Origin of the sequence: Clostridium sp. (assembly GCF_050717535.1) — a bacterium.
In the GTDB taxonomy this organism is placed as follows: Bacteria; Bacillota; Clostridia; order Clostridiales; family Clostridiaceae; genus Clostridium_AD.
In genome coordinates this window covers 56,988-83,953 of record NZ_JBOITM010000078.1, presented here as the reverse complement: position 1 = coordinate 83,953, position 26,966 = coordinate 56,988, and the positions used below count along the sequence as shown (strand labels likewise).

Annotated in this window: 32 protein-coding genes and 2 pseudogenes; 4 read left to right on the top strand and 30 right to left on the bottom strand. The window is 30.0% G+C overall.

Features of this window, described 5'->3' with window-relative positions; all coding sequences use genetic code 11:
* Positions 1–251: 251 nt before the first annotated feature.
* Both ACREVU_RS15760 and ACREVU_RS15755 read right to left on the bottom strand, forming a co-directional pair.
* On the bottom strand, positions 252–560 hold the full coding sequence (locus ACREVU_RS15760; protein WP_431552558.1) for a hypothetical protein: 309 nt from the start codon (positions 558–560) through the stop codon (positions 252–254).
* Between the two features lie 141 nt (positions 561–701).
* On the bottom strand, positions 702–974 hold the full coding sequence (locus ACREVU_RS15755; protein ID WP_431552560.1) for a hypothetical protein: 273 nt from the start codon (positions 972–974) through the stop codon (positions 702–704).
* A 241-nt stretch (positions 975–1,215) separates the two neighbouring features.
* Here ACREVU_RS15755 and ACREVU_RS15750 point away from each other — a divergent pair, with 241 nt between their 5' ends.
* From ACREVU_RS15750 to ACREVU_RS15740, 3 genes are all read left to right on the top strand, one after another.
* Positions 1,216–1,779: a hypothetical protein gene (locus tag ACREVU_RS15750; RefSeq protein WP_431552557.1), complete on the top strand. Its 564-nt coding sequence runs from the start codon at positions 1,216–1,218 to the stop codon at positions 1,777–1,779.
* 204 nt (positions 1,780–1,983) lie between these two features.
* Positions 1,984–2,274: a hypothetical protein gene (locus ACREVU_RS15745; protein ID WP_431552556.1), complete on the top strand. Its 291-nt coding sequence runs from the start codon at positions 1,984–1,986 to the stop codon at positions 2,272–2,274.
* 612 nt (positions 2,275–2,886) lie between these two features.
* Positions 2,887–3,078 (top strand): hypothetical protein, encoded by a 192-nt coding sequence (locus ACREVU_RS15740; protein ID WP_431552555.1) that lies wholly within the window; start codon positions 2,887–2,889, stop codon positions 3,076–3,078.
* A 192-nt stretch (positions 3,079–3,270) separates the two neighbouring features.
* On the opposite strand, the gene ACREVU_RS15735 is transcribed toward ACREVU_RS15740, so the two are convergent.
* The 19 genes and pseudogenes from ACREVU_RS15735 to ACREVU_RS15645 form a co-directional block, all read right to left on the bottom strand.
* Positions 3,271–4,842 (bottom strand): hypothetical protein, encoded by a 1,572-nt coding sequence (locus tag ACREVU_RS15735; RefSeq protein WP_431552554.1) that lies wholly within the window; start codon positions 4,840–4,842, stop codon positions 3,271–3,273.
* Positions 4,820–5,086 (bottom strand): hypothetical protein, encoded by a 267-nt coding sequence (locus ACREVU_RS15730; protein WP_431552553.1) that lies wholly within the window; start codon positions 5,084–5,086, stop codon positions 4,820–4,822. The genes ACREVU_RS15735 and ACREVU_RS15730 overlap by 23 nt, the downstream gene beginning before the upstream one ends.
* A gap of 341 nt (positions 5,087–5,427) precedes the next feature.
* Positions 5,428–5,556, bottom strand: coding sequence for a hypothetical protein (locus ACREVU_RS15725; protein WP_431552552.1), 129 nt, complete (start codon positions 5,554–5,556; stop codon positions 5,428–5,430).
* Positions 5,557–5,641: 85 nt separating this feature from the next.
* The gene (locus ACREVU_RS15720; protein WP_431552559.1) at positions 5,642–5,755 is read right to left on the bottom strand and encodes a DUF4351 domain-containing protein; all 114 of its coding nucleotides are present in this window, start codon (positions 5,753–5,755) and stop codon (positions 5,642–5,644) included.
* 26 nt (positions 5,756–5,781) lie between these two features.
* On the bottom strand, positions 5,782–6,135 hold the full coding sequence (locus tag ACREVU_RS15715; protein ID WP_431552551.1) for a hypothetical protein: 354 nt from the start codon (positions 6,133–6,135) through the stop codon (positions 5,782–5,784).
* 82 nt (positions 6,136–6,217) lie between these two features.
* A pseudogene (locus ACREVU_RS15710) lies at positions 6,218–6,460 on the bottom strand (transposase); the annotation flags it as partial.
* Positions 6,461–6,507: 47 nt separating this feature from the next.
* Positions 6,508–7,092: an ADP-ribosylglycohydrolase family protein gene (locus ACREVU_RS15705; RefSeq protein ID WP_431552550.1), complete on the bottom strand. Its 585-nt coding sequence runs from the start codon at positions 7,090–7,092 to the stop codon at positions 6,508–6,510.
* A 759-nt stretch (positions 7,093–7,851) separates the two neighbouring features.
* Positions 7,852–8,793 (bottom strand): sensor histidine kinase, encoded by a 942-nt coding sequence (locus ACREVU_RS15700; protein ID WP_431552549.1) that lies wholly within the window; start codon positions 8,791–8,793, stop codon positions 7,852–7,854.
* Positions 8,794–8,826: 33 nt separating this feature from the next.
* Positions 8,827–9,603, bottom strand: coding sequence for an ABC transporter permease (locus ACREVU_RS15695; protein WP_503417261.1), 777 nt, complete (start codon positions 9,601–9,603; stop codon positions 8,827–8,829).
* Positions 9,600–10,526 carry an ABC transporter ATP-binding protein gene (locus ACREVU_RS15690; RefSeq protein ID WP_431552547.1) on the bottom strand — a complete coding sequence of 309 codons (927 nt, stop codon included), beginning with the start codon at positions 10,524–10,526 and terminating at the stop codon, positions 9,600–9,602. Before ACREVU_RS15690 ends, ACREVU_RS15695 begins: the two co-directional genes overlap by 4 nt.
* Positions 10,527–10,666: 140 nt before the next feature.
* The gene (locus tag ACREVU_RS15685) at positions 10,667–11,356 is read right to left on the bottom strand and encodes a response regulator transcription factor (protein WP_431552546.1); all 690 of its coding nucleotides are present in this window, start codon (positions 11,354–11,356) and stop codon (positions 10,667–10,669) included.
* A 126-nt stretch (positions 11,357–11,482) separates the two neighbouring features.
* The gene (cls, locus tag ACREVU_RS15680; RefSeq protein WP_431552545.1) at positions 11,483–12,964 is read right to left on the bottom strand and encodes a cardiolipin synthase; all 1,482 of its coding nucleotides are present in this window, start codon (positions 12,962–12,964) and stop codon (positions 11,483–11,485) included.
* A 277-nt stretch (positions 12,965–13,241) separates the two neighbouring features.
* Positions 13,242–14,048, bottom strand: a complete 807-nt coding sequence (locus ACREVU_RS15675; RefSeq protein ID WP_431552544.1) for a hypothetical protein — start codon at positions 14,046–14,048, stop codon at positions 13,242–13,244.
* A gap of 216 nt (positions 14,049–14,264) precedes the next feature.
* Complete coding sequence (locus tag ACREVU_RS15670; protein ID WP_431552543.1) at positions 14,265–14,702, bottom strand: hypothetical protein; 438 nt, start codon at positions 14,700–14,702, stop codon at positions 14,265–14,267.
* A 50-nt stretch (positions 14,703–14,752) separates the two neighbouring features.
* Positions 14,753–14,986 (bottom strand): hypothetical protein, encoded by a 234-nt coding sequence (locus ACREVU_RS15665; protein ID WP_431552542.1) that lies wholly within the window; start codon positions 14,984–14,986, stop codon positions 14,753–14,755.
* Complete coding sequence (locus ACREVU_RS15660; protein ID WP_431552541.1) at positions 14,983–15,186, bottom strand: DUF3990 domain-containing protein; 204 nt, start codon at positions 15,184–15,186, stop codon at positions 14,983–14,985. The genes ACREVU_RS15665 and ACREVU_RS15660 overlap by 4 nt, the downstream gene beginning before the upstream one ends.
* A 20-nt stretch (positions 15,187–15,206) precedes the next feature.
* The gene (locus ACREVU_RS15655) at positions 15,207–15,452 is read right to left on the bottom strand and encodes a DUF3990 domain-containing protein (RefSeq protein ID WP_431552540.1); all 246 of its coding nucleotides are present in this window, start codon (positions 15,450–15,452) and stop codon (positions 15,207–15,209) included.
* Positions 15,449–15,658 carry a DUF3791 domain-containing protein gene (locus ACREVU_RS15650; RefSeq protein ID WP_431552539.1) on the bottom strand — a complete coding sequence of 70 codons (210 nt, stop codon included), beginning with the start codon at positions 15,656–15,658 and terminating at the stop codon, positions 15,449–15,451. The genes ACREVU_RS15655 and ACREVU_RS15650 overlap by 4 nt, the downstream gene beginning before the upstream one ends.
* A gap of 351 nt (positions 15,659–16,009) precedes the next feature.
* Positions 16,010–16,303 (bottom strand): hypothetical protein, encoded by a 294-nt coding sequence (locus tag ACREVU_RS15645; protein WP_431552538.1) that lies wholly within the window; start codon positions 16,301–16,303, stop codon positions 16,010–16,012.
* Positions 16,304–16,550: 247 nt separating this feature from the next.
* Between ACREVU_RS15645 and ACREVU_RS15640 the strand changes: the two genes are divergently transcribed.
* Positions 16,551–17,054, top strand: coding sequence for a hypothetical protein (locus ACREVU_RS15640; RefSeq protein WP_431552537.1), 504 nt, complete (start codon positions 16,551–16,553; stop codon positions 17,052–17,054).
* Between the two features lie 228 nt (positions 17,055–17,282).
* Here the strand turns inward: ACREVU_RS15640 and ACREVU_RS15635 are convergent, their stop codons facing one another.
* The 9 genes and pseudogenes from ACREVU_RS15635 to ACREVU_RS15595 all read right to left on the bottom strand — a co-directional run bounded on the left by ACREVU_RS15635 (position 17,283) and on the right by ACREVU_RS15595 (position 26,957).
* Complete coding sequence (locus ACREVU_RS15635; RefSeq protein WP_431552536.1) at positions 17,283–17,462, bottom strand: copper homeostasis protein CutC; 180 nt, start codon at positions 17,460–17,462, stop codon at positions 17,283–17,285.
* Positions 17,463–17,481: 19 nt separating this feature from the next.
* Positions 17,482–17,669: pseudogene (locus ACREVU_RS15630) on the bottom strand (GNAT family N-acetyltransferase); the annotation flags it as partial.
* Positions 17,670–17,747: 78 nt separating this feature from the next.
* Positions 17,748–17,915 carry a hypothetical protein gene (locus tag ACREVU_RS15625; RefSeq protein ID WP_431552535.1) on the bottom strand — a complete coding sequence of 56 codons (168 nt, stop codon included), beginning with the start codon at positions 17,913–17,915 and terminating at the stop codon, positions 17,748–17,750.
* 347 nt (positions 17,916–18,262) lie between these two features.
* Positions 18,263–20,317 (bottom strand): glycoside hydrolase family 43 protein, encoded by a 2,055-nt coding sequence (locus tag ACREVU_RS15620; protein WP_431552534.1) that lies wholly within the window; start codon positions 20,315–20,317, stop codon positions 18,263–18,265.
* A 15-nt stretch (positions 20,318–20,332) separates the two neighbouring features.
* Positions 20,333–21,139 (bottom strand): carbohydrate ABC transporter permease, encoded by an 807-nt coding sequence (locus ACREVU_RS15615; RefSeq protein WP_431552533.1) that lies wholly within the window; start codon positions 21,137–21,139, stop codon positions 20,333–20,335.
* Between the two features lie 20 nt (positions 21,140–21,159).
* Positions 21,160–22,044 (bottom strand): carbohydrate ABC transporter permease, encoded by an 885-nt coding sequence (locus ACREVU_RS15610; protein ID WP_431552532.1) that lies wholly within the window; start codon positions 22,042–22,044, stop codon positions 21,160–21,162.
* Positions 22,045–22,114: 70 nt separating this feature from the next.
* Positions 22,115–23,452 carry an ABC transporter substrate-binding protein gene (locus ACREVU_RS15605; RefSeq protein ID WP_431552531.1) on the bottom strand — a complete coding sequence of 446 codons (1,338 nt, stop codon included), beginning with the start codon at positions 23,450–23,452 and terminating at the stop codon, positions 22,115–22,117.
* Between the two features lie 105 nt (positions 23,453–23,557).
* Positions 23,558–25,189 (bottom strand): response regulator, encoded by a 1,632-nt coding sequence (locus tag ACREVU_RS15600; RefSeq protein ID WP_431552530.1) that lies wholly within the window; start codon positions 25,187–25,189, stop codon positions 23,558–23,560.
* Complete coding sequence (locus tag ACREVU_RS15595; protein WP_431552529.1) at positions 25,182–26,957, bottom strand: sensor histidine kinase; 1,776 nt, start codon at positions 26,955–26,957, stop codon at positions 25,182–25,184. Before ACREVU_RS15595 ends, ACREVU_RS15600 begins: the two co-directional genes overlap by 8 nt.
* Positions 26,958–26,966: the final 9 nt, after the last annotated feature.

Genomic DNA, 26,966 nt, shown 5'->3' with positions numbered 1-26,966 from the left:
TGGTCTATTTGGTATGCAGCGATTTAGAATTTAATCTACCAAATGCTTTTGAATAATAGGCTTTTGAAATTACAAATTTGTAAGAAAAATCAAGTGGTTAAATCCACACAAAACAAGAAAGAGCCATCTATGTATAGACATAATTTTTCTTACCTAAGAAAAAAAGCTATCAAAATGTTTTTTACACTTTGACAGCTTCTGATACCACCCAAATGGCAAGTAGCAAGTTAGATCTTTAATGTGAGCTAGTGTTAACCTGAAGAATATACTACTACAGTTCTTATTTTTCTATTTCCTTTATAATGTAAAGATGCATCATAAAACATAAATCTTCTTATATCCTCTTGCCTATTTGTTGTTTGGAATTCGAAATGAAGATAATTACCATCTTCTGTGTAGAAAGTATAATCCATGAAGTTTGTATTTATTTTTATATCTTTTAACTCCGTTTGCGCTGGTGCTATTATTTTAGTATTTATTCCAAAAAAATCAACTGCATTTTGTTGAAAAAAATCCATAGCACTTTTAAGAACCGAATCCTCAATCTTCTCATAATCCATATCTGTTTCTCCTTTATTATATCATAATATTACCTGTTTATAGTATTAGTATAATTTCGGATTATATGCGAACATTCGTTCTTATTGCTAATAACACCAAAAAACAGTAGCTAGGCACTAAATGCCTGTCCACCATTTCATCTATACAAGTAACTTATGTATTAATCCTAGCAAGCCCAATTCTTCACCTATAGCAATAGCTGTATTAATATTATCACCTGTAAGCATTTTTGTAGTAACTCCTGCATATCTAGCAGTTTCTATAGCTTCTTTAACGTCAATACGTAGTGGATCTCTTATTCCTACAAAACCTGTAAACACTAAGTCATCTTCTAAAGTTCCTTGCTCGGTTGCCATAGCTACCTCACCATTTATATTTCCATATTCATAATTATCTACTATGACTTGTGCCACTGCCTTATTAAAAGGCTATGTTTAATAAAGATGTTGAAAATGGATGTATTTTAAATGATATGGTATAATATGACTATATGAAGGATCACAGATGTCTTATTATGGCAAGTGTAGAGAAGGACACAATGTTATTGTTGTGACTTTAATAGTTATATTTCGTATATTTATATATGAGACTAGAACAAAACTATAATGTTATTTTCATACAATTAATCATCCAAAATATAGGAGGAATTTGAAAATGAAAAAGACTATAGTTTTTATTTTAACGTTTACCATAATATTGTCTCTTGTGGGGTGTGCACAAAAGGATAAAGTTGAAAATGAAGTTAAAACAGAAAGCATAACAGTCACAAAGCCAGTAGAGACAAATGTATTGATGGTTGTATCAGAGAAAGATGCAAAAGACGCAGTTGATACAATAAATAAATTCAAAGGTGACGTAAGTCCTAATAATGTAAAAGATTCATACAATGAAATAAAAGAAATGCTAAGTCCAGAAGTACAGGGCATCTATGAAAAGGTTATCATAGCTTATTGTGCAACAGCAACGGTCTCTAAAAGCAATACTATTACAAGCATTGTTAATGTAGCTAACATGAAATATCACGATAAAGTATATAATGGATATATAGTAAAAAGTACTTGGGATTGTACAATTGGAGGAGGATATAAAACATATACTGCTAATTCAGAAACAGATGTAATAGATTATGATGGTAAACTATTAATAGTTAGAGATGAAGATAAAAAAGCACCATATGAAATTGAAAAAGATACTACAGAAATGCCAAGTCAATACTAATACAGATATATGTGTTATATATCCACTAGAATAATTTAAATTAATTAAAAAAGGGTTGTGTGGGAGTGTTGATAAAGAAATATATTTTATATTTTAATGACTATATTCTGGATTGAATTTATAATTTATCATCTAATTATCTATTTCCGGGAATGGTTTCTTATTAAACTTATAATTAGATTATACAAGGAGGTTGAATACTACATGAAACATAAAATGAATCCACTTTCCATTGCTTCAATTATATTTGATTTTCTTGTACCAATTGTATGGTTAATTGAAGCACTTCAACAAGATGAACATTATAATGCTAATGTCTTTTGGATATTTTTAGGCATGAGTTTTCTTTCACAAGGTATTACAGAATATCGGTTTGGTAAACAAATAAGTGAATCAGCTAAATCATCTAAATTTTATAGGTGGATTAGTATAATTTTAGGAATAGCAATGATTACTGTATCAATTGCCAAATTAGCGTTAGGTAAATTATATTAAAATCATAAGTCATTCTCTTAGGATTGTTCTTATATAGTTCATCAATCTTAAAATTACGATACTGAGATAATTGTTAGATATTATATTTCATGATAATTTTTTAAAAAAATTATTGGCTTGTCTTAAATAAATAAGCCAATTTTATATGCATTATCCTCAATATCGTCTAACATAGCCATAGATTTTAAGATGAGGTCAATTTATATTGAATTTTAAACGCAAGAAATCACCAAGTGAGATTATAGGTATTATTTTTCCTGCAATAATAGTTGTTCTTATTAATTTGTATGAAATTATATTTCAACCTTTAAATAACTATATTTCTATTATAACTAGTATACTTTTAATATTTATACTTTTTAATTGTGGATTAAGAGAATTAATTGTAAAAAAAGTAAATTAGGATACTATATCTTTTTTTTGGTAGTAATCGTAAGTGTTGTATTCATTAATAAATACTTTTAAATATTAAACTATAATAAAATTACTAACTTTTAATGGCTAATAATTTTATTTTTTGATTAAAGGGGTAGCGCGTAAATTATTAGAAAATTAAAATGTTGGTTTATGACTTATCTACTGGTGAAATAATTTTTTCTGGAGGTTTGTATTATGTTTATCAAAAAAGATTTCATGTTTAAGCTTATTGCTTCTATATTATTTGTTTTTGCAACCTATTTACCAAATGATAGCATTATAAAAATAGTTGCGTTGATAGTGTGGGTTATTGCAGTATTTTTAGAATCTATAAAGAAACTATGGTCTAAGTATAAAACCAAAAGAAATGACAACCCCCAAAAGTGATATAAAACACTTTATCCTATTCCACCTTTTCGGGTGGATAGGCAAAAACACGATATATCCTCTATATCCCATAGGTGCCAATTGAAATCTCGGCCCATCTTCATCAGCCCATTTAAAGCCATTAACAAACATAAACTTCCAGTTTATGTAACGACCTCCGAGGTCGTAGTAAAAACTGGAAGTTTTTATTTTCTATTCATCCCTAATCAACAAATAATTTGTTAAAACCTTTTGAGACAATCCATTGTCAATCAATGTAATCTGAGATACTAACTTAACTTTTATGTTATCGATTCTATTCTTAATGTTTTCATTTTTTTCTCCCCATGCTTTTGCATATATAATAAAGTCTTTAAAATCATCTTGAAAACTGTCATTATCACTATGTAATTCAACACTTTCTTTAACAACTTTATATTTCTCCTTAAATTTTTTAGCGCCAAAAATTCTATTAAAAACATCAAAATTTCCATTTCTCAAAGGTGTTCTCATAATATGATAGTTACCAACGTTTACTCGAATACTACTGCTAAAATATGAATCTGATGCTACGTGATAACTCTTCCCGTGATGATTTTGAGTAAAAACCTTTCCTTTTTCCAGAAAAATTTTATAATTAAAAGAATTTTCAAAAGGATTTTTATCAAGCTCAATAACTTCACGATATATTTTTTCAGAAATTTGTCCACTCTGATCTAGAATTGGTAACTTCAACAGCGCACCGTAAAAATCATTAGAACCAAGCTCTGTAATCTTATTCCGAACACCAATTTTCTCAAGAAATTCTCTCAAATCCTTTTGTTTAACGGATAAATCTTCTGCCAAGTCTTTTACAATTCGGCTAGTAACGGTTGGCAATACTGCTGAAATATCCATACCTGAATATGCAAATACACACTGATTAGGTTGATATTTTTTCCCAGAAATCTCAAACCATTTTATATTTTCAAATATAAACTTGACATAACTTTGCGAGTAATCCTCAAATGTAATGTTACGATATGCCTGAACTTTTGCATCATAACGGCATTTAATTAGACCTGGATGCCGTAAATCCAATTCATCTTTTAACTTAGAATCTGATTTAATCCAGAGCATTATATCTTGTATAGATAAATTTTCTAATATCTTTTTTAATTCAATGATATTGACGTAACTTACTTCATACACCCTTGGATTTCTTTCATCTACTTCATTTCCAGGCAACTTTTTAGATAAATAATCCACACTAAATAAACTTAGAAATTTAGAGTCTGAAATATTCTGCTTTACAAGTTCAGGATATTTCTTAACACCTAATCTTTCAACAAACTTTTGGAATTTTAGTATATCCTCTTTATCTATTCCAAACTCTATAGGGTCAACAAAAGCAACATATTTTATATCAATAAATAATTTTTCCCCTAATGGATTATTATAGTTTTTATCAAAAAATAAGTAATTAGATGTTTCAACCGTTTTTATTTGACTTGGTAAATTAAAACGAATGTCCGCTGGTGGTTGCCATTCTTCATTTTGAGAGTAATTCTCCCATAACCATTTCACATAACTTTTTGCATTCTCAAAACTATCCCCTACAGATGTATTTATCGGAGATATTATTGTTGATGAATCAGCATCTCTAAATTTCACTTGTGGTAGTAATGTGCTTTGCAATGAATCTTCGTTCTTTCCAGAATAACGAGCAATAACGCGCTCAAGTATGTCTTCTTTTTCAAGTGCTTTCCTCACTCTGTCTATTCTAGAGAATTGATTCTTCTTCAAAGTCCTTATCTAATTGATTAACTCTCGCCCACTTAGGAATATCTAATTTTCTACCACGCACAAAATAGATTGTTTCATTAGCTTGTACAAAATCTCCTTTTGAATTCAGCAACAATTTAGGCAATTCGCTAGACTTATTATATTCTTTTCCCCACCAAAATAATGTCTCTATCTTTTCTGGAGTTGACCATATCTGAGATGTTTCATCGATCATTTTACATAATTGCTTATCTACATATTCCAAATCAATACTATAATATTCTGCTAAAGTTTCTATTAAATTAACATTCTTTTCGATTCATAATAACAATTTCTATAAAAATTTTCATTTTCCTGCTATATTCACACAATATTTTATCACATCGATTAATTCCTCAAAAAAAGCAAAAATACCCACAAGAAAAGCATTTCTGCCATCCCTGTGGGTATTCCTACACTTATATATTCCAATCTAATGCCATACCATCCTGAAAAACTACATTTACATCTGACTTTATAATTACTTCATTCAATGTTCAACACCATAGACTCTCATCAAAACTTACACAGGCCCCACTTTATTTTGTGCCTTAATCCTTTTCTTATCTAAGCTGCTATCTTTTCTTCTGATTCTAACACGATTTGTTTGTTCTTTTTTACAAATAATCTTATACCTAATTTCACTACTTCATTTACTACTATTATAAGTGAAGATAAAAAATTATCTTTAACCACATACCAGCACTTAAAGATAGTGCGTTAAAGAATTTTGCGAACACTTACACTTCTATAAGTGGGAGACTTTCCTTCTAAAATGTCGTTAAAAAAATTTCTCAATTTCCTTCACATCTTTCATGTCAAATAGTTCAAGCCCTATTATCTCTATAGTTTCATCTGATAATTCCATTATCTTATTTTTATATTCATTAGGTATTTTATTGAATCTCTTAGTTAACAGTTTTAATAAAGGCTGTGCTTTCCTTCTTTTCTACCTTGTTCCATTCCTTTAGCAATACCATCCTCTAATATCATCTTACCTATTTCTGTAATATTAAATACCTCCTTGAATTTTACCTCTTCATTTGTTAGTTCTTCATTATTGTCAATTTTATCTTTTAAGTAATTATATTTTTCATCACCATCTTCTGTATAGAAAGTATAATCCATAAAGTTTGTATTTATTTTTATATCTTTTAGTTCCGTTTGTGCTGGTGCTATTATTTTAGTATTTATTCCAAAAAAATTAACTGCATTCTGTTGAAAAAAATCCATGGCACTTTTAAGCACCGAATCTTCAATCTTTTCATAATCCATGTCTATTGCTACTTTATTATATCATAATATTACCTGTCTATAGTATTTGTATTATTCCTAAATACATACGAACATTTGTTCTTTACTTTGGTAATAGTAAAAAAATAGTGAAATATATTTCTATAAATTGTGGTATTGATTTTGCTAATTTATGATTTTTTATCATACCTTTTATATTTAAGTTTTCAACTACTATAACTTGATTTTCATTAACGAGTTTACGACTTAGTTTGTGCATGAAATTCTTTCTTTGATTAGCAACTTGTGAATGAATTAAATTTAATTTTTCTTTAGATTTTAAGTAGTTTTTTGAACCCTCTACCTTTTTAGGTAGTTGCTTTTATAGTTTAATTGGTTTCTTTTCAGAGCTCCTTAAAAACTTAGGATTTCCAATTTTAAAACGATAGCTTTTAGTGATTTAATGCCCTTTTCAACCGCATTGGAAAGATCCCTATCTCCCATTAGATTATTAGCAACAGATATATATATGCCACAAGCCATTAAGCTACGTTTATGTGCATGAGTAAGTGCTGAAACATTGTGAATTATGTTCATTGCCTCCTCATTCTCAGTTATCTCTGTTCCATAAATAGACCTTAGATAAAATAAAATAGGCAGTATTCTCATAAGCGATCCATTACCGTTATCATTATCCGCAAAGCCTCCACACTCTAAAGGAGTTGCCCCTCCATCAAACCGCCTCAATGCAATTGTTGTTGCATTTCCTTTATCAAAAACCTCACCATAGGGAGTGTAGTCTCCACTGTTAATCCATTTAATAAAATTCGTCATTATATCATTGTAATTAAACCCCTTGGAAAGGCTATCTATAAGGCATAATGACATGCTTGTATCATCAGACCATGTCCCCGCTTTCTGATTATGAGTGCCATAGGCGCGCATATCAATTACCGGATTTTTTCGAAGGGTTTCTCTACTATTAAATTCAACTGGCACACCTACCTTTACTCCTTCTTAAACTAAGTTTGTAACCTTATTCCTCATCACTATTATTATAATACATATTACAGTATTTTTCTTTTTTTATTTATAAGCTCCGTGTGATTTCCCATCTCTATAATTTGTCCGTTATCTATAACCATTATATACAGCTATTGCTCCAAATCCAACAATAATGTACAAAATAATGACATAATAATGCGCATTTTAACTATATAATTACAATCATTATTTTCAACTCACACATCCACAATTTCAGACATTATCTACCAGCTCCCTCTTTTCCGCCACTATATTAATATATATTATTTCAGACAAAAATTTAATATACTTAGGAGAGTAGGCATGAGTACAAATGATGCTTTTTTATCCTTTGTTTGCCGCAGCCATATTTTTATTAGACCAAGATCCGCACTAGCTACACGTCTTCATATTTCCTTGATTCAAACGAGTATATTAAATTCTGGATTATCCAAATTAATCCGATCATTATAGATACTACAATTGGTACATTCTTCAACTCTAACTTTTAATACTTTTGCTATTTTTAAAACCAACAATATAGATGGAGAATAAATATTTGTCATATTTATAAATATAATTGCCATTATCATTCGAATTATAATCCAATAGAAAAACGGATGTGAATTATATCACATCCGTTTTTCTATTATCCCTTTAACTATATCTTGTATAAATATTGAATTACCTTTTGTGCTTCATTAATATTCAGATAACAGTATAATATTCATCCCCTCATTTTTTTGTTACTTTTATACTCAATTCAAAGCAAATATTGAATTTATATTTTTCAGAGTTTAACGATTCTTTATCAACAATACTAACTTCCAATGTTCCTCCCATTTCTTCTGCCAGCAATTTTGCAACTGTCAACCCGAGTCCTGTACCACCTTGATTTCGGGAACTATCCTGCATATAAAATCTATTAAATAAATGTGGAATATCATCTTCAGAAAGCATATTTGTATCATTGATGAATGAAATTAATACATTTTCGCCATCTTCCTTCATTGAGATTCTTAGAAAACTGTTGGCATATCTACCAGCATTTTGTAATAAATTAAGAAATATTCTTACTAGTGCCGACTCTTCACCCATTACCCATATGGGGTGTTCTGGTATATTAATCTCTATTGCTAAATGCGATTGCTCCAAAACCTTATAGTTACCCATAAGAGATTCCTTTAAAGTTCTGGAAATATCCACATTATTCAGTGTCAATCCATAATCTCCTGCATTTAAGCGTGAAAAATCATAAAACTGAGTTACCAATATTTTCATAGTTTCCGCTTTATGCTCTATAATTTCTAATGCTTCTGCCAGTTCTTTGTCCATGTTAAGTTCTTTATCCGTTTTTTTGATAAGTTTTAAATAACCTAAAATTACAGTTAAAGGAGTTCGTAAATCATGACTGATATTTTCTATTTGCTTCTGGAACCTTTTCTCTCTTTTTTCATAACTCTGCCGTTCTTTTCTGATTTCCTCCAAAGTATAATTAAAGCAGCACAAGACCTTCTCTAAAGCCCTATTCGGTATGGGCAAATGAAGAATTTGGTTTTGGGTAAGGTCCTTTTGTATTTCGCGCATATCTTTCGTTATCTCACGAAACGCATATAGGATTGAAAAATAGTGAAATGCAAAATAACCCCCTATAATAGCTAAAACAATATACAGCATTTCGCTCCTCCTATGCAAAATCAGACATATAAATTACACTTCTCTTTTTCTAAGTAATATGATACCCAATAAGGAAAAAACAACGATTCCAATTATGCCGGACATTAAGCATTTAACCATTCCTTCTGCTGTACCCCATGCAGTAATACTTCGAGACATATTGACGATCATTCCAGTTATACCAAAAAAATTATCGGGCATCCACATAGCAATGTTACGAATCATATCAAAACGAAGACCCAAGTAAAAAAAGATCTTAGGAATAATAAACCAAATTGTAACCCAAATGATAATTCCGATAGAATCTTTTTCAAATGCTTCTATACATACAATTCCCGAAATTAGCGACGCCACAGCTATAAAAAATACAGCTGGTATTTCTGTCAATAAATCCATCAGATTTACGGGGCCTATATGTTCCAAAAGAACAACTGCACTTATAATATAAACACTTATGACTATAATCAGTGAAAAGATAGCTGAAACAGTTGCTACAATGCATTCTCCGGCAAAGACGTTTGTTCTGGAAATACCAAAAGCAATGGTATTTTTTAAATTGCCATATTTTCTGTTCCCCTCATAGAGAAAAATTCCAATAACAGCACTCATAACACAAAAAAACATTGGATTTGCTACTAAATTTGAATATGAAAACGAAGTTGTATCGTATGGAAAACTTGAACCGTCCATTCTTCCAAACCAGCTTAATACAGCATTCAGCAAAAATGACAAAATTGCTAAAATTGCAGTTAAAGAATAAATACCTCTGCTGTGGGATACCCGATAAAATTCACTTTTTATATAATTCATAATTTTTCTGCACCTCTTTTCTTTAATTCCATATAATAATCTTCCAAAGAAGATTGAATTGTTCTCATACCTGTTATATAAATCCCGTTTTCAGAAGCTAATTTGCTGTAAGCTTCTGCTTTATCCTGTGGTCTATAGATACTAATGTTGTTTTCTGGAAGAACTTTGAAGGTTTCTTTTGGGAAATTTCTTTCCAATAAAACAGAATATTTTTCCACATCTGATACTGTTATTTCAATACAATCCGAACATTTCTCAAGTAATGCATGTGACGAGATTTCTTCAATCAAAATGCCTTTGCTTAGAAACCCATACACGGTAGCAATTTGTTGAAGTTCAGACAATATGTGGCTCGACAGTAAAATTGTAATGTTATTTTCCTCATTTAAGCGATGTAGCAAATTACGAAATTCTATAATACCGCTAGGGTCTAGTCCGTTGATAGGCTCGTCCAAAACTAAAAGTTGTGGTTCTCCCATCATGGCAATGGCAAGACCTAATCTCTGTTTTTGCCCCATTGAAAGATTTCCACATTTACTATTTCGCTTCTCTGTAATACCCATTAGTTTTATCATTTTATCAACTTTTTTTCTATCGGGAATTCCCTTTTGAATACAATAATACTTTAATATTTGTTCTACGGTCATGTTAGGAAAAAAACCCGGTTGTTCGATCATGCAGCCTATTTTTTTTCGGGTACGCTCTAACTCTTTTTCTCCATATTTTCCAAAAATCTGTATTTCTCCCTCTGTTGCATAACTATGTCCAGCTAATAATTTTAAAAGGGTACTTTTACCGCTACCATTATCACCAACTAGTCCATAAATACTTCCTCTTTTCACATGAATATTTACATGATCTAATGCAAGGAGTGAACCGTATGCCTTTGTAACTTGCTTTGTTTCTATAACATAATCATTCATTTGCCTACCTCCATATAAAAATAAGTTTATCCATTATTGGATTTCCTCATTGAACAACCATATTATAACAATTAAGTCTTTAATAAGTCATAAAAAACTTTTAAAGAAGTCATAAAGTTTTTTATTGGAGTTTAAATTTTTTATTGGAGTTTAAATCCAATGCCATATACGGTCTGGATATAGTCTTCTTTGGAATCCGCTTCTTTTAATTTTTTTCTTAAATTGCTAACATGAACATTTACAGTGTTATTTTCACCGTAATATCCACCCTGCCACACCGATTCATACAAACTTTCTCTGGAATACACTTTCTCTGGGTTTTGCATGAAAAGGTAAAGAATTTCATACTCATGAGCTGTTAATACAATTTCTGTTCCACCAATTGTTACTTTTCTAAACTCAGGATAAAGTTGTAAGGTCTTGTATGTTAGAATTTTTTTAGAGCAAAATTCTTTTCCTGCACGTCTTAAAGCCGATTGAATTCTTGCAATCACTTCCTCTGGTTCAAAAGGCTTAGTGATGTAATCATCTGCACCATTCTTTAATAAAGATACTTTATCCCCTAAAGAATTTTTTGCTGAGAGCACCAGAACAGGAACATTATAATGTTTATTCTCCCTAATATCATGCAATAATTCCTCTCCTGATATTCCAGGAAGCATAAGGTCAAGTAAAATAAGGTCTGGAATTTCTTTCTCTAATAATAATTTTGCTTCTGTACCCGAAAAAGCCTGTGCGATTTGGTATTCTGCTTTTTCTAATATCTTAACCAGCAACCCATTTATATCTGGTTCATCTTCTACAATCAGTATCTTGTATTTCATTTTCATCACTCCCGTCTAAATTGCCATTTACCCCAGTGACATACTTAGCTGATTACAACTCTATGTTATGAAATTTTTTGGGCCTCCCAGGTTGCTAGAGGGGAACTAAGTGACCCCCTAGCTAATAAAATTTCAAGCAAGCGGAGTAATAAAACGCCAAACAGATTCATAAATTTTTTTCCACAAACCACGATTAGCATAAGTTTCGATATCAAATATCGTACAATCTCCGATATCATTTAAAAATGTATCACGACATTTAATTGCAAATTCATTATTATAAATAAATGCATTGACTTCATAATCAAGACTAAAACTTCTAATATCAACATTTGCAGTTCCTACTGTTGAAACGTAATCATCTATAACAAGTGTTTTTGCATGAAGAAAACCTGAATGCAGATATACCTTTACACCATACTTTAAAAGTTTTGCCGCATTTAATAAGGAAATAGCATAAACAGGTTTGTCATCTGGTATACCCGGTAGCATTATTCTAACATCAACACCACCAGCAACTGCCATCCTTAGTGCATCTAATATAGTTTTATCTGGAATAAAATATGGTGTTTGAATATACAAATATTTTTTTGAGGTGGTAATCATCTTAACATAACTATCTTTTATAGAGTCATTTTTACTACTAGGTCCACTTGAGAGTATTTGTACTCCTATATTTCCTTCTTTAATAGGATCATAAAAACTTTTTAATAACCTTTCGTCAAACTTTAATTTAGCCCTATTTATCTTTCTAAAACTTTGATTTTGCAAAAAAACCAAATCAGACCAAAACCTTGTTTGAAATGAAAGTACGCTGTAACCAGTCAACCGTATTGTTGTATCTCTCCAAGGTTTATTTATCTTTTTTAAGCCAAAATATTCATCACCCACATTAATTCCACCAGTATGAGCAATTTTGCCATCCACAATAACTATTTTTCTATGTAATCTATAATTTGCAAGCAATAAACTTTTTATAATAGATGGCAAAAATCTGTATACATGCCCACCAGCTTTTTTAAGCTTCTCAAAATCACTCATATGAGTATGCATAGATCCAAGCCCATCATATATTAAAGTTACTTTTACTCCTTGACTTGCCTTTTCTTCTAAAAGAGAAATAAATTCTTTACCTATCTTATCTTTTGCTCTAAAAATATAATACATTACTTCAATACTTTTTGTTGCATTTCTAATATCACTAAAAATCATAGAAAATGTTTCCTTAGCATTTAATAAAAGTTCTACTTCGTTATTTTGAGTAAAATAACACATTATATTTTTTGAGTTCATCGTAATTAAATCTCTGTATTTTTCAGTTTCTACTTCTCTAAATTGTATTTTATCCGTATCAATATTATGAATATGTTGTGCTAGCACTTTATTGTACTTTTCTTCTATTTCACCCATACCATACTTTCTTGACATGATTCGCATTTTATATTTACTACCGACCAAGAAGTAAAAAACAAAACCAACATAAGGTAAAAAAGCGAATACTAAAAGCCATGCAAATATAACTCTCGTATCACTTCGTTTTATAAAAATCAGTCTCAAAACACATAGTATATTTAATAAATATATTAATATTAAAAAAGCAGTTGATAAATTCATATTGTTCCCCCACGATATTATATTTTAGGTGATTAAGTACAACCTATTTAATCACTATTATACTTCATCTAACACGATAAATATTATAAAGTCTATAATCTAGTTAATTTCCACATTTTATAATTTAGATAATCTACTTGATGACCGTGAATTAGAAAGATTTTGTTATTAGTAACTCTATGTTTCAAGACTATACCCTCATGGAGCTTAATATTTTCGAATAACTGGATTTCTCCAATACGGTTAAATACTTCTTTATCCATCTTATTTTTATATGTCAAAACATCACATTAACAAGTCTGTAGAATGCTGGTGAAATCAAGAGGCACTCTGGAAATACTCCCTCCAGCATAGATGCAATAACTCTATGGTGTCCATCAAGAATTATCGCATAATTAGAAATATGTGGTATTCTATACGCAATGCACCCTAATTTAATTCCATTTCTTATTTGTTGTCGGTAATATTCTACTCTATCCTTTGAATATGCTTCTACTGGTTGAGAAGCAATAAGAGAGATTAATTTTAATCCTTCAATATCCATTGAAATATGTGAACAAGGGCTACCACAGGGGAGATATTTATGGCTTTGGTATCTGTCCCACGTAAAGTCACCATCTAAATCTCCCATAATTCCAGTGCAATATTCAAATTCGTAGAGTTTTTCAGGAAACATTAGCTCCATTAATTTTTCCACTTTCTTAATGGCACGATTAATATCTCCATCATAACTATCCATGCAAGTTCTCATATCTAGCAGTTCATCCAAGTTAGGCCTTTTGCCATCTCCATATTTTAAAAATATTTCCAAACATGTATCGCAATCTCCATCCTCAGCAGTATATAAAATCATAGGTTTATCATCTGAGTAAATTGAATAAAGAGAAGAGAAAATAGGCATACTTCCATAACTCCCATATTTTTTTCTATCAAGATATAGTAATTTTTCCTCTCTAGGAATACAAATATCTAATTGATCATCGGTAAATCTCATTTCTTTAAAAGATGTTATGGGATTCTTTCCACCTGCAATTACAAAACTAGTTTTTTTATCCTTTGGTGTATATATTATTTCCATACTCATAATTTCTCCTCCAGAATAAAGTTAGATTTAATTTGAACATTTCAGTGATAATTTTCATTTCATTATTTTATCACCATACTCATCATTAGCCTTTAATCCTGGTAACGATACATCTGCAAAAACACTATTTGGAATAATTTCATTTACAAATAATTTAACTTCACCTTGAGCTTGCTCTACAAACCTTCTTTCTAATTTTTCCCAAATCTCATGGGCTTAACTAAAATTTAGAACATCACTAATATATAAAATTAGCCTATCAAAATGTGTCTGAGGATATTCAAATATTGTTCTAATTAAATCTAGTGAACTTATAAATTGTTTATACACCTTGGAGTTTAATATTCCCACCGGAATATCCAGTTCATTTATGATGCCACCAATGAGGTATATAAGCTTTTCAACGTCATAACCGTAAATAAAATCAAACAATTTTTCACTTTCCTCATTATGTTCCTGGCAAAATACATTTTTAATTAAATCTTTAAATATAACACTATCCTGTGGACTTGATATAAATTGGAGTATATATCCTAAGGTACTAGTAACTTTAATTCTTTTATCTGATTTATTTGATAATTCATCACATTCAATATTATTATATCTAAGAATATCTGCAAATTTACTTTCTTGCTGAAATCCCCTATGGTGCATAACAATTAAGATTGCTATGACAATTTTTAAGGGAAGCCATAACGGCTTCCCTAATTTCCATCTAACAATGCCTGTTCTAATTGACCTTGCATTTCAAATTTTATTAAATCTACTATATCTAAAGGCGCTTTACAATACATGCCTGTATTTTCATCTTCACGAAGTTTATACATTTTTGAATTATATACTATTTCTAATGCTTGTTCAAACGTAATATTTAATTGTTTTCCTAATTCTGTTACTATCTCAAACCATGTAGATGCATCAATTACTGTTGCCTTCATACACATTCTCCTTTTACAAACTTTAATCTTTGAATTGCATTTTGATTTACTATACAAACCTGCTGATTACGTTTCTGCATTTTAATACGTCTTAATAATTCTTCCTTAGGTATGTACTCCCTAATATATAAATTTATACTATCATAAACTTGGTCATCTGCCATTTCACCAATTATAATGTCATAATTATGTTGTATCATAATGCCTTTTCTATTTGCTACTATAAAGTCAAGCCACTCTTCACTTGCACCATCAATCTATGGACATTTAATCCAGTTGTATTGGTTATTTCATAAGTAGAAATTACAGGTTTACTATTCAAAATACTAGCTCGTTTACATGCCCATGTTTTTGCCTGCTCAAATAATTCTGTCACATAGAATCCTTTTCCAAAGTCTAATTTATTCCTACCTATATTTATAGACGGACTTGGTATTTCCTTAACTGAACCATGATAAAGAATCATAATAGCACACCTCTATTTTTACAAAATTCCACTATATCTTCTACTATATATTCCTCACTTTGACTATGCATTACTTCATAATTTTCAACAATAAATTTTAAGCATTCACACTCTTTTAACTTACTATATACGATACTTCCACTTATACCATTGATTCTTTTTACTGCTTCTATGCACCAAATTAAAAAGTATTGTCTGTCCTCCATTTAATATTCACCTCTTACTTTTAGTATATCTATAATTATACTTTCTTATATCTTATGATTATTCTATAGGTCTATTATATCATAATAGTTTCACCTCTTTCACTTAATATTTCAATAAGTATATCTGCAAATTTAATTTCTGGGCGAATTTATTTTCTTCCAATTCATTGTAGGCCTGTGTGTAGTTCATAATTTCAACTCCATATAGTCCATTATTTTTATGATTTTCATTATAACAGCATCCTTCTATATGTTTTACCTTAATTATACAATCGGAATGAGTATGTCAATTAGATAAGTACAATTAGATAAGTACAACTTAATACTTATCTATATAGAAATGATATAAGCCTAGTCTCTTATAAATTCTGTACCACACTTTTTACAAATAACTTGGCTTTTTCTTAATATATTAAAAATTCCCGAATCTTTATGTTTATTAATAGAATCTACTACCAATTGATACATACCTTCAACACTGTTATAAAAGCTTTCGTTGATGTCTCCATATGTATTTGTAAACTCAATGCCCATTTCAACATAATAAAGAATTAAATTAAGTACAAGTTTTTCATCTGTCATGTTTTTTTGTCCATGCTGTTCCCTCAATTTTATTGGAATGTTCTCAAAACCATTCATTATCATAGTCATCTTCAATCCTAGCTAACCGAAATCTTATGTTAAATATTTGAAATTTTTATTAATATCCTATATAATTGAATAATGACGTACTTGCAGATTAATATATAATATTATACTTTAATTAAAAGTTTTAGAAACAGAAAAATAATTAATTCATAACATTCATTAAGGACCAACTAAATTAATTTCTGAGTTAATGGGTCTTTATAATTAATAACGAGTTATTATTCTAGATTTAGGGGGAACTATTATGAATTTAGCGATTAATCAGGCTCAAACAAGAAATTATACAAATAAACATTTGAAAAATAATAGAAATGTAAAAATCAGCTTAGAAATTGAACTTGCCGATAAAAAAATTATTGAGGAAGAAGATAAAATAGACTATGAAAGATATATAAAAAGTCATATGCTTTATTCAGCTTATTCTTTTAAGGAGGCTCAAAAACACAGAGTATCATTTCCGCCTACAACGGCACCTGGAATAGTACGCAAAGCATGGAGAGAACAATGGGAAAAATCTACTGAAAAAGAAAAGGATGCTATGAGCCAACTTGGTTCTAACTGCATGGAAGTTTTAAATTCTAATAAGGGCAATATGCCAAATGATTTGAATGGATACATAAATTTAATTGAAAACATGAAAATTTATATAGAACGGTACAATAATTGTCCTGGTATTGATAAAGGGGTTTATGAAGGTCTTGTGACTGTAACTAATAGTTTGGCAACGGAATTACTTAAATATAATTAAATTCGATGGCTATAAGTAACCTTTAATTAACTTATGTACTAATGGAATAATAAAGTTATTAAGGTAAAATAAAACAAGCTTTATCTTTAGTATTGCACTCAGCATAGTATCATTAATACTAATATTTGTAGGTGCAATTTTGAATTTACTATTATTCTTATTTAGTTTTATTTTTTTTATTTTTTTTATTATTGGTATTATATTATTTGCACGTTGGAGCACAGATAGTTACAGATGGGTATGTGATAACTGTGGAGGAACATTTGAAATTACTCTAAAGCAAAATGTGCTCGGTGTTAATCCCCCCATATATAAGGCACTATTTAATTCCACTCTATCTGCTTTTCCCATGTAAGCTTGTAGACAATCATAATAACTTCCACAACATACTTCTACCATTTTATTCATAATGCTCCCCTCCTACTTATCATAGTAATTTTTCATATAACTTAAACCAATTCAATCCGTAGCTTCCAAGTCAACTATATCAATATATTTAAAACCACATTTTTCATACAGCATAATGGCAGGTATACTGCCTTCGTAAACATCCAATCTAATTGATTTAGCTTGTAACTTAATACTGTTTTCAATAGAAAAATCCATTAATGCTTTGATACATAGAGATTACCACTTTTACTCCATCAATCTAGGTGTCACCCACGTGGCAAGTGACAAAAATATATTTTCAGCCTAATTTCCTTCTAACAATGCCTGTTCTAATTTACCTTCCATTTCATATTTTATTAAATCTACTATATCTAGTGGTGCCTTACAATACATGCCTGTATTTTCATCTTCCCGAAGTTTATACATTTTCGAATTATATACTATTTCTAGCGCTTGTTCAAAAAATGGCAAGGCATATCCTCTATCCTCAGGTGGTTCTATTACACCAATTTGGAATTCAAAAGCTGGAGGTTTTTACTTTATTTTTATTCCATTCTGACCTATAATTTCATCACGTTCTGCTCAATTTTAACCTTGCATCTCGTCCAAAAAACAACAAAAACCCTAGATTCAAGGGTTTTACATTGTATCAAAATTGTTGTTTTCTTATGGTGGAGGCGAACCGTACCTAACTATATCACTGTCCATTGAAAGATGTAGACATCGTCTCACTCTACCACATTTAAATTAGTCCCATAATCTATAAATCCATTTTTAGACTTCTAAAACGTTTAATGGGCTAACACAATGATTAGATGTTATTTTTGAGTAATATCAATATTATAAAATTCAGTATGTATATTGCTATAAAAAGCAGCACAGCCTAGTTTGATATTAATATCCCCCTGGTATATTATATACCTATCCATTAAGACATATATGTTGTCATATTCTTTATTAATATAAATGGAATGTACATTTTTTATATTAAAACCTTCATCTAAATCGAATTCTTCTTGAACTTTCACAATACTATTTTGTATATGTGTTAGGAAAATTTTTTTAGAACCTTTGTTTAAACAGATTTTTAAGTAGTCTCTTTCACTTTCATATATTGGATATATGTGTACGTAACCCTCTTCCATAGAATCTTTAATTAAAAAATTAAAACTCATTTTAAAACACTTTAAAAAGGCTTTTTTAAATGAAAGTTTATTTTTCTCAAGGTTTCTGTTACATATAAGCGAGCCTTTTTCTATATTCCAAGGACTTTTTAACCCATTATCACATATACAAATAATTTTCCTGAAATCATCAGTGGTAGTTTCATCTAATTTAAAATTATTAGTAATTGAAAGACCTGCGTACTGAGCTCTTGCATAATGTGAAATAAGTCCTACTTTCCCACCTTTAAAATCGGAGGAAGATTTTAAAATGAAGTTGTCATCAATAAATACCTTAAAGCTTAACCCGAATTTTTTAATTATTATCTTATGATAACATTTGAACTTAAATCCTTTGTCCAACGCAATTATCATATCTTGTTTTTGTACACCATTACAAGAAGAAATTACCTTAACACACTTCTTTCCAGCATCAATAAGTAGCTGAACATTATTAAAACTATCTTCAAAGCAAATATAAACTCCATATATTGCTCCCATATGAGTGAGAGTACACTTTAAACTCACCTCAAAAATATAATGCTCAAGAACTAATTTAACAAGAGCACTAGCTATACAGTCTACTTTATTCTGAATAAGTTCTCCGTCCTTTACTTTCCATTCTCCTGAAATGAGCTCCCATTGATTGTTTAACTCTGTATCAAACAAATCTCTAAAGGCTGGAACCCATGGTACACTCTGTCTTCCATTAGATGGACCTGGTATCCACATTTCCTCTCCACTCCATATTAATGGGTCGATTCTCATAGATCTTTCCTCAAAGCCTAAACTCCTACCATGATATATTATAAAGTCTTCTACATTATCTGGAGCTTTAATTACTGAATTATGTCCAGTGCCCCTAATCGATGAGCTCATCTTTAATACTGGGTTATAGGTATTTTCATCCGGATACTTAGTCCATATCATTTCACTGATTTTTTTATTATTACTAGCATCAGCTATTGAATAACCTACGAAATATTTTTCGTGTGTATATGCATTTCCACTATACATAATATAAGCCTTACTATTTTTCTTAAAATAGAAAGCACCTTCAATTGTATGCCAATCCCTTCCATCTCCGAACCTATTATTTTCAAATATTTCTTCATCAAGAGTAGGTTTTATTAGAAGCTTTGGATTTTCCGCTAATGTCACCATATTTACTAGCTCGTCTAATAGAATTACTGTGCCTGGTCTTTTTTCATCACCGCCCATATACTCGTTAGTTGAATATATTAAATAATAAGTTCCATCAATGTCTCTTACTACATGGGCATCTATACTAAAGGTGTCAAACAATGTCCTCTGATATTTAAAGGGACCTTTTGGATCATTAGATATCGCCACCTTCATAAATTCTAGATGACAATCATCTTCATTATTTTGAATTGAAGAATAATACATATAAAAAATCCCATTGTTGTATATTACGCAAGGTGCCCAAAACTCCTTCTCGTTTTCTGTTACAAAAGCATAGCCTATATTTGTCCAGTTAATTAAATCTTTAGAATTAAGAATATTTATTCCTGCTGGTCCTCCAGTACTACTTGTATAACAATAATATTCTCCATTATATTTAATAACATATGGGTCTGGATTATCTATAGAATGTTTGTTTCCAGAATTCATTATACTTACTGGGTTTTCATATTGAATCTCACCCTGCAAGGGTAAATGTGATAAAACTTCTTTTAAATTGGACATACTTTTAACTCCCTTCTACCCCTTAATAGCCCCTGAAGTAAGGCCATCTTGCAAATACCTTTGACTGAACATGTATAACAATATTGAAGGTAATGACATTAGTATTAGTGCTGCATATAGTTGAGCCACCATTTCAGGAGTTTGATTTTTAGTGGATGTATAAAACGATGTGGCTATGGTAACAGTATACATTGACTTTTCTCTTACAAAAAGCAATGGGATTAAAAAATCATTCCATGAATAAATAAAGGTTAAAACACCTACATTAATCATAGCTGGAATTCCAAGAGGCAACATAATTATTTTATATATACTAAGCTGGGAACAACCATCTATTGAAGCTGCTTCTATAATTTCATTCGGAATAGTATCAAAATAATTTTTAAGTATCATTAACATGAATGGTGCATTAAAAGCTACTAAAGGGAGAATAAGCGCTCCATATGAATTTGTCATCTTCAGCGTCTTAACTGTATAAAACAAGGGTGTCATTACAGCTACAGGTGGTATTGCAAGACAAGCAAGCAACATATAATATAATAAACTTTTATATCTGAACTCCATTTTCGAAAAACCAAATGCAGCTAAGGATGCTGTTATAGTAACAATGGTAGCTGTAGAAATTGAAATAAATAAACTATTAAAGATAACTCTAAAATAATTCAATTCCGGATTATTTATAACTGAAGCATAGTTATCCAGTCCCTTAATTTGCAAGGATTGAATTACAGACTTTGCAATAGGATATATCCATATAATAGAAAAAAATAAAATCACTAAATAAATTATAAACTTTTTTAACCTTGTTAAATTACCATACATTATATCACCTCACAAATTTACTAATTATTTTTCCTTGAACGATTATATAATTTGATCTGAGTTATAGCTAGTATTAGAGATATTATTAATATAATTACACCTATAGCGGCTGCAGACCCCCCATCGAATTCTTGTATGGATCGTTTATATAGGAATGTACTTAAGATTTCAGTGGATTTTCCTGGTCCACCACCAGTTAGAAGCACAACAATATCAAAGGTTTTAAGTGAGCCTATTATCCCTAAAACCACTAGAGTAGACGTGGTCCCATTCACTAATGGAATTGTTATTTTAAATAGGGTGTTCCAAAAACCTGAACCATCAATTCTAGCTGATTCATATATTTCCTCTGGAATTGCTAGTAATGCTGAAAAATATAACAACATACTAAAGCCCATCCATTCGTAAACATTTACCATAATTACTGAAATAAGCGAATACTTTGGATCTCCAAGCCATGAAACTGCTAAAAAATTCAAATGAAGCATTCTAAAAACATTGTTTATGCTTCCCAAATTTGCATCTAGTAATATCCTGAAAATAGCAGCAATAATTACAGGGGCCATAATAGTTGGTAAAAACAATATAGATTTAAATATGGTGTTTCCTCTTAGCTTAGCTCTAAATAAAACTGCCATGAATAGACCTAGAAAGCATTGAATCCCTATTGTAAATATCATAAATAACAAATTATTCCACATTGCTATATAGAAGACTCTGTCAGAAAATAACTTTACATAATTTTCAAAACCTATAAAAATCATATTGTTATCAATACCATTCCATTGAAAAAAACTTGTGTAAATAGTAAACCCTATACTGTAGTATAAAAGCACGCCTGACAATACTAATATTGGTAGTACAAATAAATAAGGTGTACTTTTTTTACAACCCTTTGTATTCATCACAAAACACCTACTTTTTAATGTATTATAGAGAATGACATCTCAGCAGTGCTGAGAATGTCATAGTTATTTATCTTTTAATTCCATCAGAAACAGTTTGTATGTTTTTTAAAGCATCTTCTATTTTCTTTCCAGCAGCTACTTCTTGCATTGCATTTCCTATAGCTTCTGTGAGTTCTGGATAGTCTAGCAATCTTTTTCCTATTGAATTATTAACTTTGTCATTTACATAATTTACAGAATCCTTCTCAGATTGAAACTTAATTTGATCAAGATTATTTACCTTTACACCTAACTTAGATGGAGACCCTTGCATAAAGTCTGCCATTATCTGTTGACCCTCTTCCATAGTAATAAAGCTAAATAACTTCCAAGCAGCATCTTTATTTTTAGAGGACTTATTAATAGCTACCGCAGTATCTACACTAGCAACAGCTTTTGATTCATTTGGTCCAATTTGAGGTAAAATAAACATTCCTGTTTCATCATTTTCAATCTTAGTTCCAAATTTCTCTCCATTTGGCAAGAAATATGACATATGCCAACTTCCAGTTAAAAACATAGCGGCTTTTCCTGAATAGTAGTATTGATCTCTAGCATCAGGATAAGTAGCAACTCCCAGTGATCCGTCTTCGAAGATCTTATCATCATATATTTTTTTCCATGCAGTTAAAGTATCCACAAATACTTTGTCTGTCCAAGCCAATTTGCCAGCTTCGGCCTCATAAATTTTTTTAGGACCAAACTGATTAGAAAGAGCTACAAACATATCAGTATCATGCCATGTATCCTTTGCTCCGAACGCAACAGGTATTACACCATTTTTTTTCAAAGTATCTGATATGGTTTTCCATTGTGCATATGTTTTTGGTATTTCTTTAATACCATACTTATCAAATATAGTTTTGTTGTAAAGAACAAATTCCTGAGCTGTAAAATTGATTGGTAAAGCTACAACACTACCTGATTTGTCTTTAGTTTGTTGTACAGCTGCAGGTACTAATTTAGATTCCCAACCTGTACCCCAGTTCTTATCAGCCAGAGGTTTAATTGGTTCAAGCAGAGACGCATATTGCTGAAGCATTCCACCTACTTGCATACCAAGTACATCTGGTCCTTCACCTGCAGCCATAGCAACTTGCAGTTTCTTTTGGTAATCCGTCTGTTCACCTCTCCAATAATCCACCTTTATATCTGGGTATTTTTTTTCAAAAGCTTCAACTAAAGCTTTTCCTTGAATATCTGTCGGAACCCATGACCAGAATGTAACTGTTTGCTTTTCTTTTGTAGCTGCCGATGTCTTACTATCATCCGTTGGGCTTTTACTACCACACCCAATTAATGACCCTCCAATAATAGTTGCTGCCAAAATAGCAGAAACTATTTTTATATTTTTTATTCTCCTCATTAAAATCCCCCCTATATTTTTGATGTAATCGTTTGTAACTTAATTATAAAGGAAATTTCACCTATTTTAACAACAAAATTTTAAACTTTACTCTAAAATATTGTACTATTCTTTATTTAAGTTAACCTTATACTCAATTGGAGTCATACCCTCTATCTCCTTAAACACCTTAAAAAAATAATTATAGTTGTTAAATCCAGTTTCATTTACTATTTCCTTTAGGTTATAACTTCCATTTCTTATTAATATCTTTACATTAGCCACTCTAACCATGTTTAGATAACTAGAAAATCCACCCTCACAATCATTTCTAAATATACGACTTAAATAAGGGCTTGATATTCCTAAATTCTGCGCCACATCATCTAAACAAATGTTTTTCTTATAGTTTTCGTTTATAAACTTTATTGCGTTTTTAGTATAATTAGAATAATTATTTTGAATTTTTAAAGACTTTAACAACTCCATAACCCTATTGCATATGTTAATTACATAATCTTTCTGGTCTTCTGCTGTTTCGAAATTCTCAAGGATTTCAAAAGAAGATTCTTTCTCTTTTATAAACAGATCATTGTTAACTCCATTCTTGCGCAAAACTTTACTTATAATATTTATTATTTGAAACCAAATAACTCTAGCTATCTTTGTATCAATATTATGCAAAATTATATTGTCGTATATATTATAAATGTACGACTTGAGTTTTTCCCATTCAAAGGCCTCAATGCAAGCAGATATGTTCTTTTCGTCTTTAATATCCAAATCATAATAAGAACTCTTATTTTTCTTTTGGTCATTTAATTTAAAGGTATTTCCCTTCCCTGCAAGAAACTTATACTTTAAAGCACTTTCAGCCTGCAAATAACATACTCTAAGCTCAGAAATATTACTGCATTTGTCACTTACTCCAAGTGATACCGTTTTATTAAAAAACCTTTTAGTACTTAATTTTATTCTTTCAGTAATTGAGTTAAGCTGAAATGAAATTTCTAACTCGCTTCTTAACCCTGAAAAGGACAAAAGTAATACAAACTTCCCTTCCTCAAGATGTGAGAGTATAATTTTATTTGTACCTCCCACCACTTCATTTAAAATCTGAATATATGAGTTAATAAATACATTTTCATCTTCATATGAATAATTCTTTTTATACTCTTTATAGTCATCAAGTTCAATAATTATAAAGAAAATATTGTGAAGCTCAATGTCTATATTAAAATATTTTTTGAATTTCTCTAAATACCCATTTCTTAGTTTTTTCATCCTTGAAAGTTCTATTAATAAATCCCTTTTAACCAATTCATTGTTAATAACCATTTCTTCACTTAGCTTAGTCTTTACCACTATAGCTTTATTTCCTTTTTCAATTAAATCTACAGTGGTATTTAAAACATCTAAAATATTACTTTTCGACATCTTATGTTTTAGAATATAATCAACCGCTCCCATTTTCAAACTTTCCCTGACGTAATCATAATCATCATAAGCGCTTAGTGCTATTATTTTAATGTTAGGATAGTTTTTGGTTATAAAACTAATTAACTCCACCCCATTCATTATAGGCATATTCATATCTGTAATTACTATGTCTGGTTTAGTTGCTTGGATAACATCCATAGCTACCTTTCCATTAGAGCAATCTTTACAAAACTGAAAGTTTGGGTTTTCCCAGCCTATCATTGTTCGTAAATTAGCCTTGGCAATAACATCATCATCAACAATCATTATTTTAGTCATTTCCTATATTTCCCCCCTCTGCACAAGGAATTACTATTTTGATTTCTGTAAAAGAGTTTTTAACACTTGTAATATTTACCCCATAAACTTCACCATAATATAATTTTATTCTTTGATCTACATTTCTTAATCCAATATTACTAAATCTCTTCTTGCTATCATTTTGGGATAAAGCCTTTTTAATTTCTAATTCCGTCATTCCGATGCCATTGTCTCTTATAGAAATATATATATTATCATTCTCTTTAATAATCTTCATTAAAATTATACCAATATCGTTCATTGGATCTATTCCATGCAAAATTGCATTTTCTAATACAGGTTGTAATAATAATCTTGGAATCTTGTGATTTATAACATCGTCTTCTATTTCAAAATCCACCTTGAATTTATCACAATATTTATACTGTTGAATATTGATGTAATGCTTTATATATTCTATTTCTTTACCTATGGTTATAAATTCATCCTTTCTACCAATACTCACATTCAATAATTCTATTACTGAATCTGTTAGATTACTAATGTTATCAATTCTTTGTATATCCGCTAACCACTTTATAGTATTTAAAGTGTTAGCTAGAAAATGAGGATTTATTTGTGCTTGAAGAGTTTTAATCTCTAATAGTCTCTTTTGTTTTTCCCCTTCCGATACATCTTCCATTAGCCTATTTATCCGACCTAGCATTGCATTGAAACTGTCACTTAAATCTTCAATTTCATCATTTGAATTTATAACAATACTGCTTTTAAGATTCCCATTTTTTACACTTTCCATTGCATTCCTTAATTTTTCAACGTTTTTTGTAATACTAAAGGAAATAATAACTGCAACCAGGAGAATTACCATTAGAAATATTAATGATATTATAGTTGTAGTTCTAAAGGTATTTAAGGGTTCTTTGAGCATAATTTTTTTGGGAACTATCCCAACAGTAATCCAATTTGTATAAATAGATTTATGATAAACTACAAACATAGAATTCTTACCTACATTTTCAAAAAAACTACCGTCATTATTATTTAATTTACTAAATATATTTTTATACTCTGTAGTTGTAATATTTTTATAAAGTTGATTACTAGTACTATTGTAAATAAATTTACCTGTTTTATCTATTACGAATAATTTACTGTTTATTGGCAATCGGGAATTATTAAGTGTTTTTATCATATCATAATTGCAATCAATCTCTACCATACCAATAACTTCTTTGTTTTTTTTGATAGGCGTTGTTACTGTTATAACGTTTTTATTCATTGTTGAGGATATTTGTTCAATATTACTAGAAGAGTGGGCTGTTATTAGAATTTTATTACTATCTTTTTTTATATTACTAAGTATTTTTTTCTTGCTTTCATAACTTATAAGTGAGCAAGTTCCTTGGGAATAATTTCTGCCATTTGTAGTTGTAATTGAGATTCCAGTTATATAATACTTGTAAGCATATATACTTGAAATATAATCATCTAGTTTTCTATCATTAATTAATTTTGAATATTCATCAGATTTATCATCATATCCTATAACATCAATAACATTGGGCCTATTTAGAGAAATAGTTGTACCTAAATATTCTATATCCTTCAAAGTTATCATAAAGTTATCATTAGCTTGACTAATTATTTTAAAGGTATAATTACTTACTATTTCCGTCATTTTTGCAGAAGTTCTGAAGTACCAAATTCCTGAAATAATAGTTGCTAATAAAATGGATATTATAAAAAAGCTAAAAATAATTTTCTTCCTTATACCTTTTTTCTTCATTTCTTATAC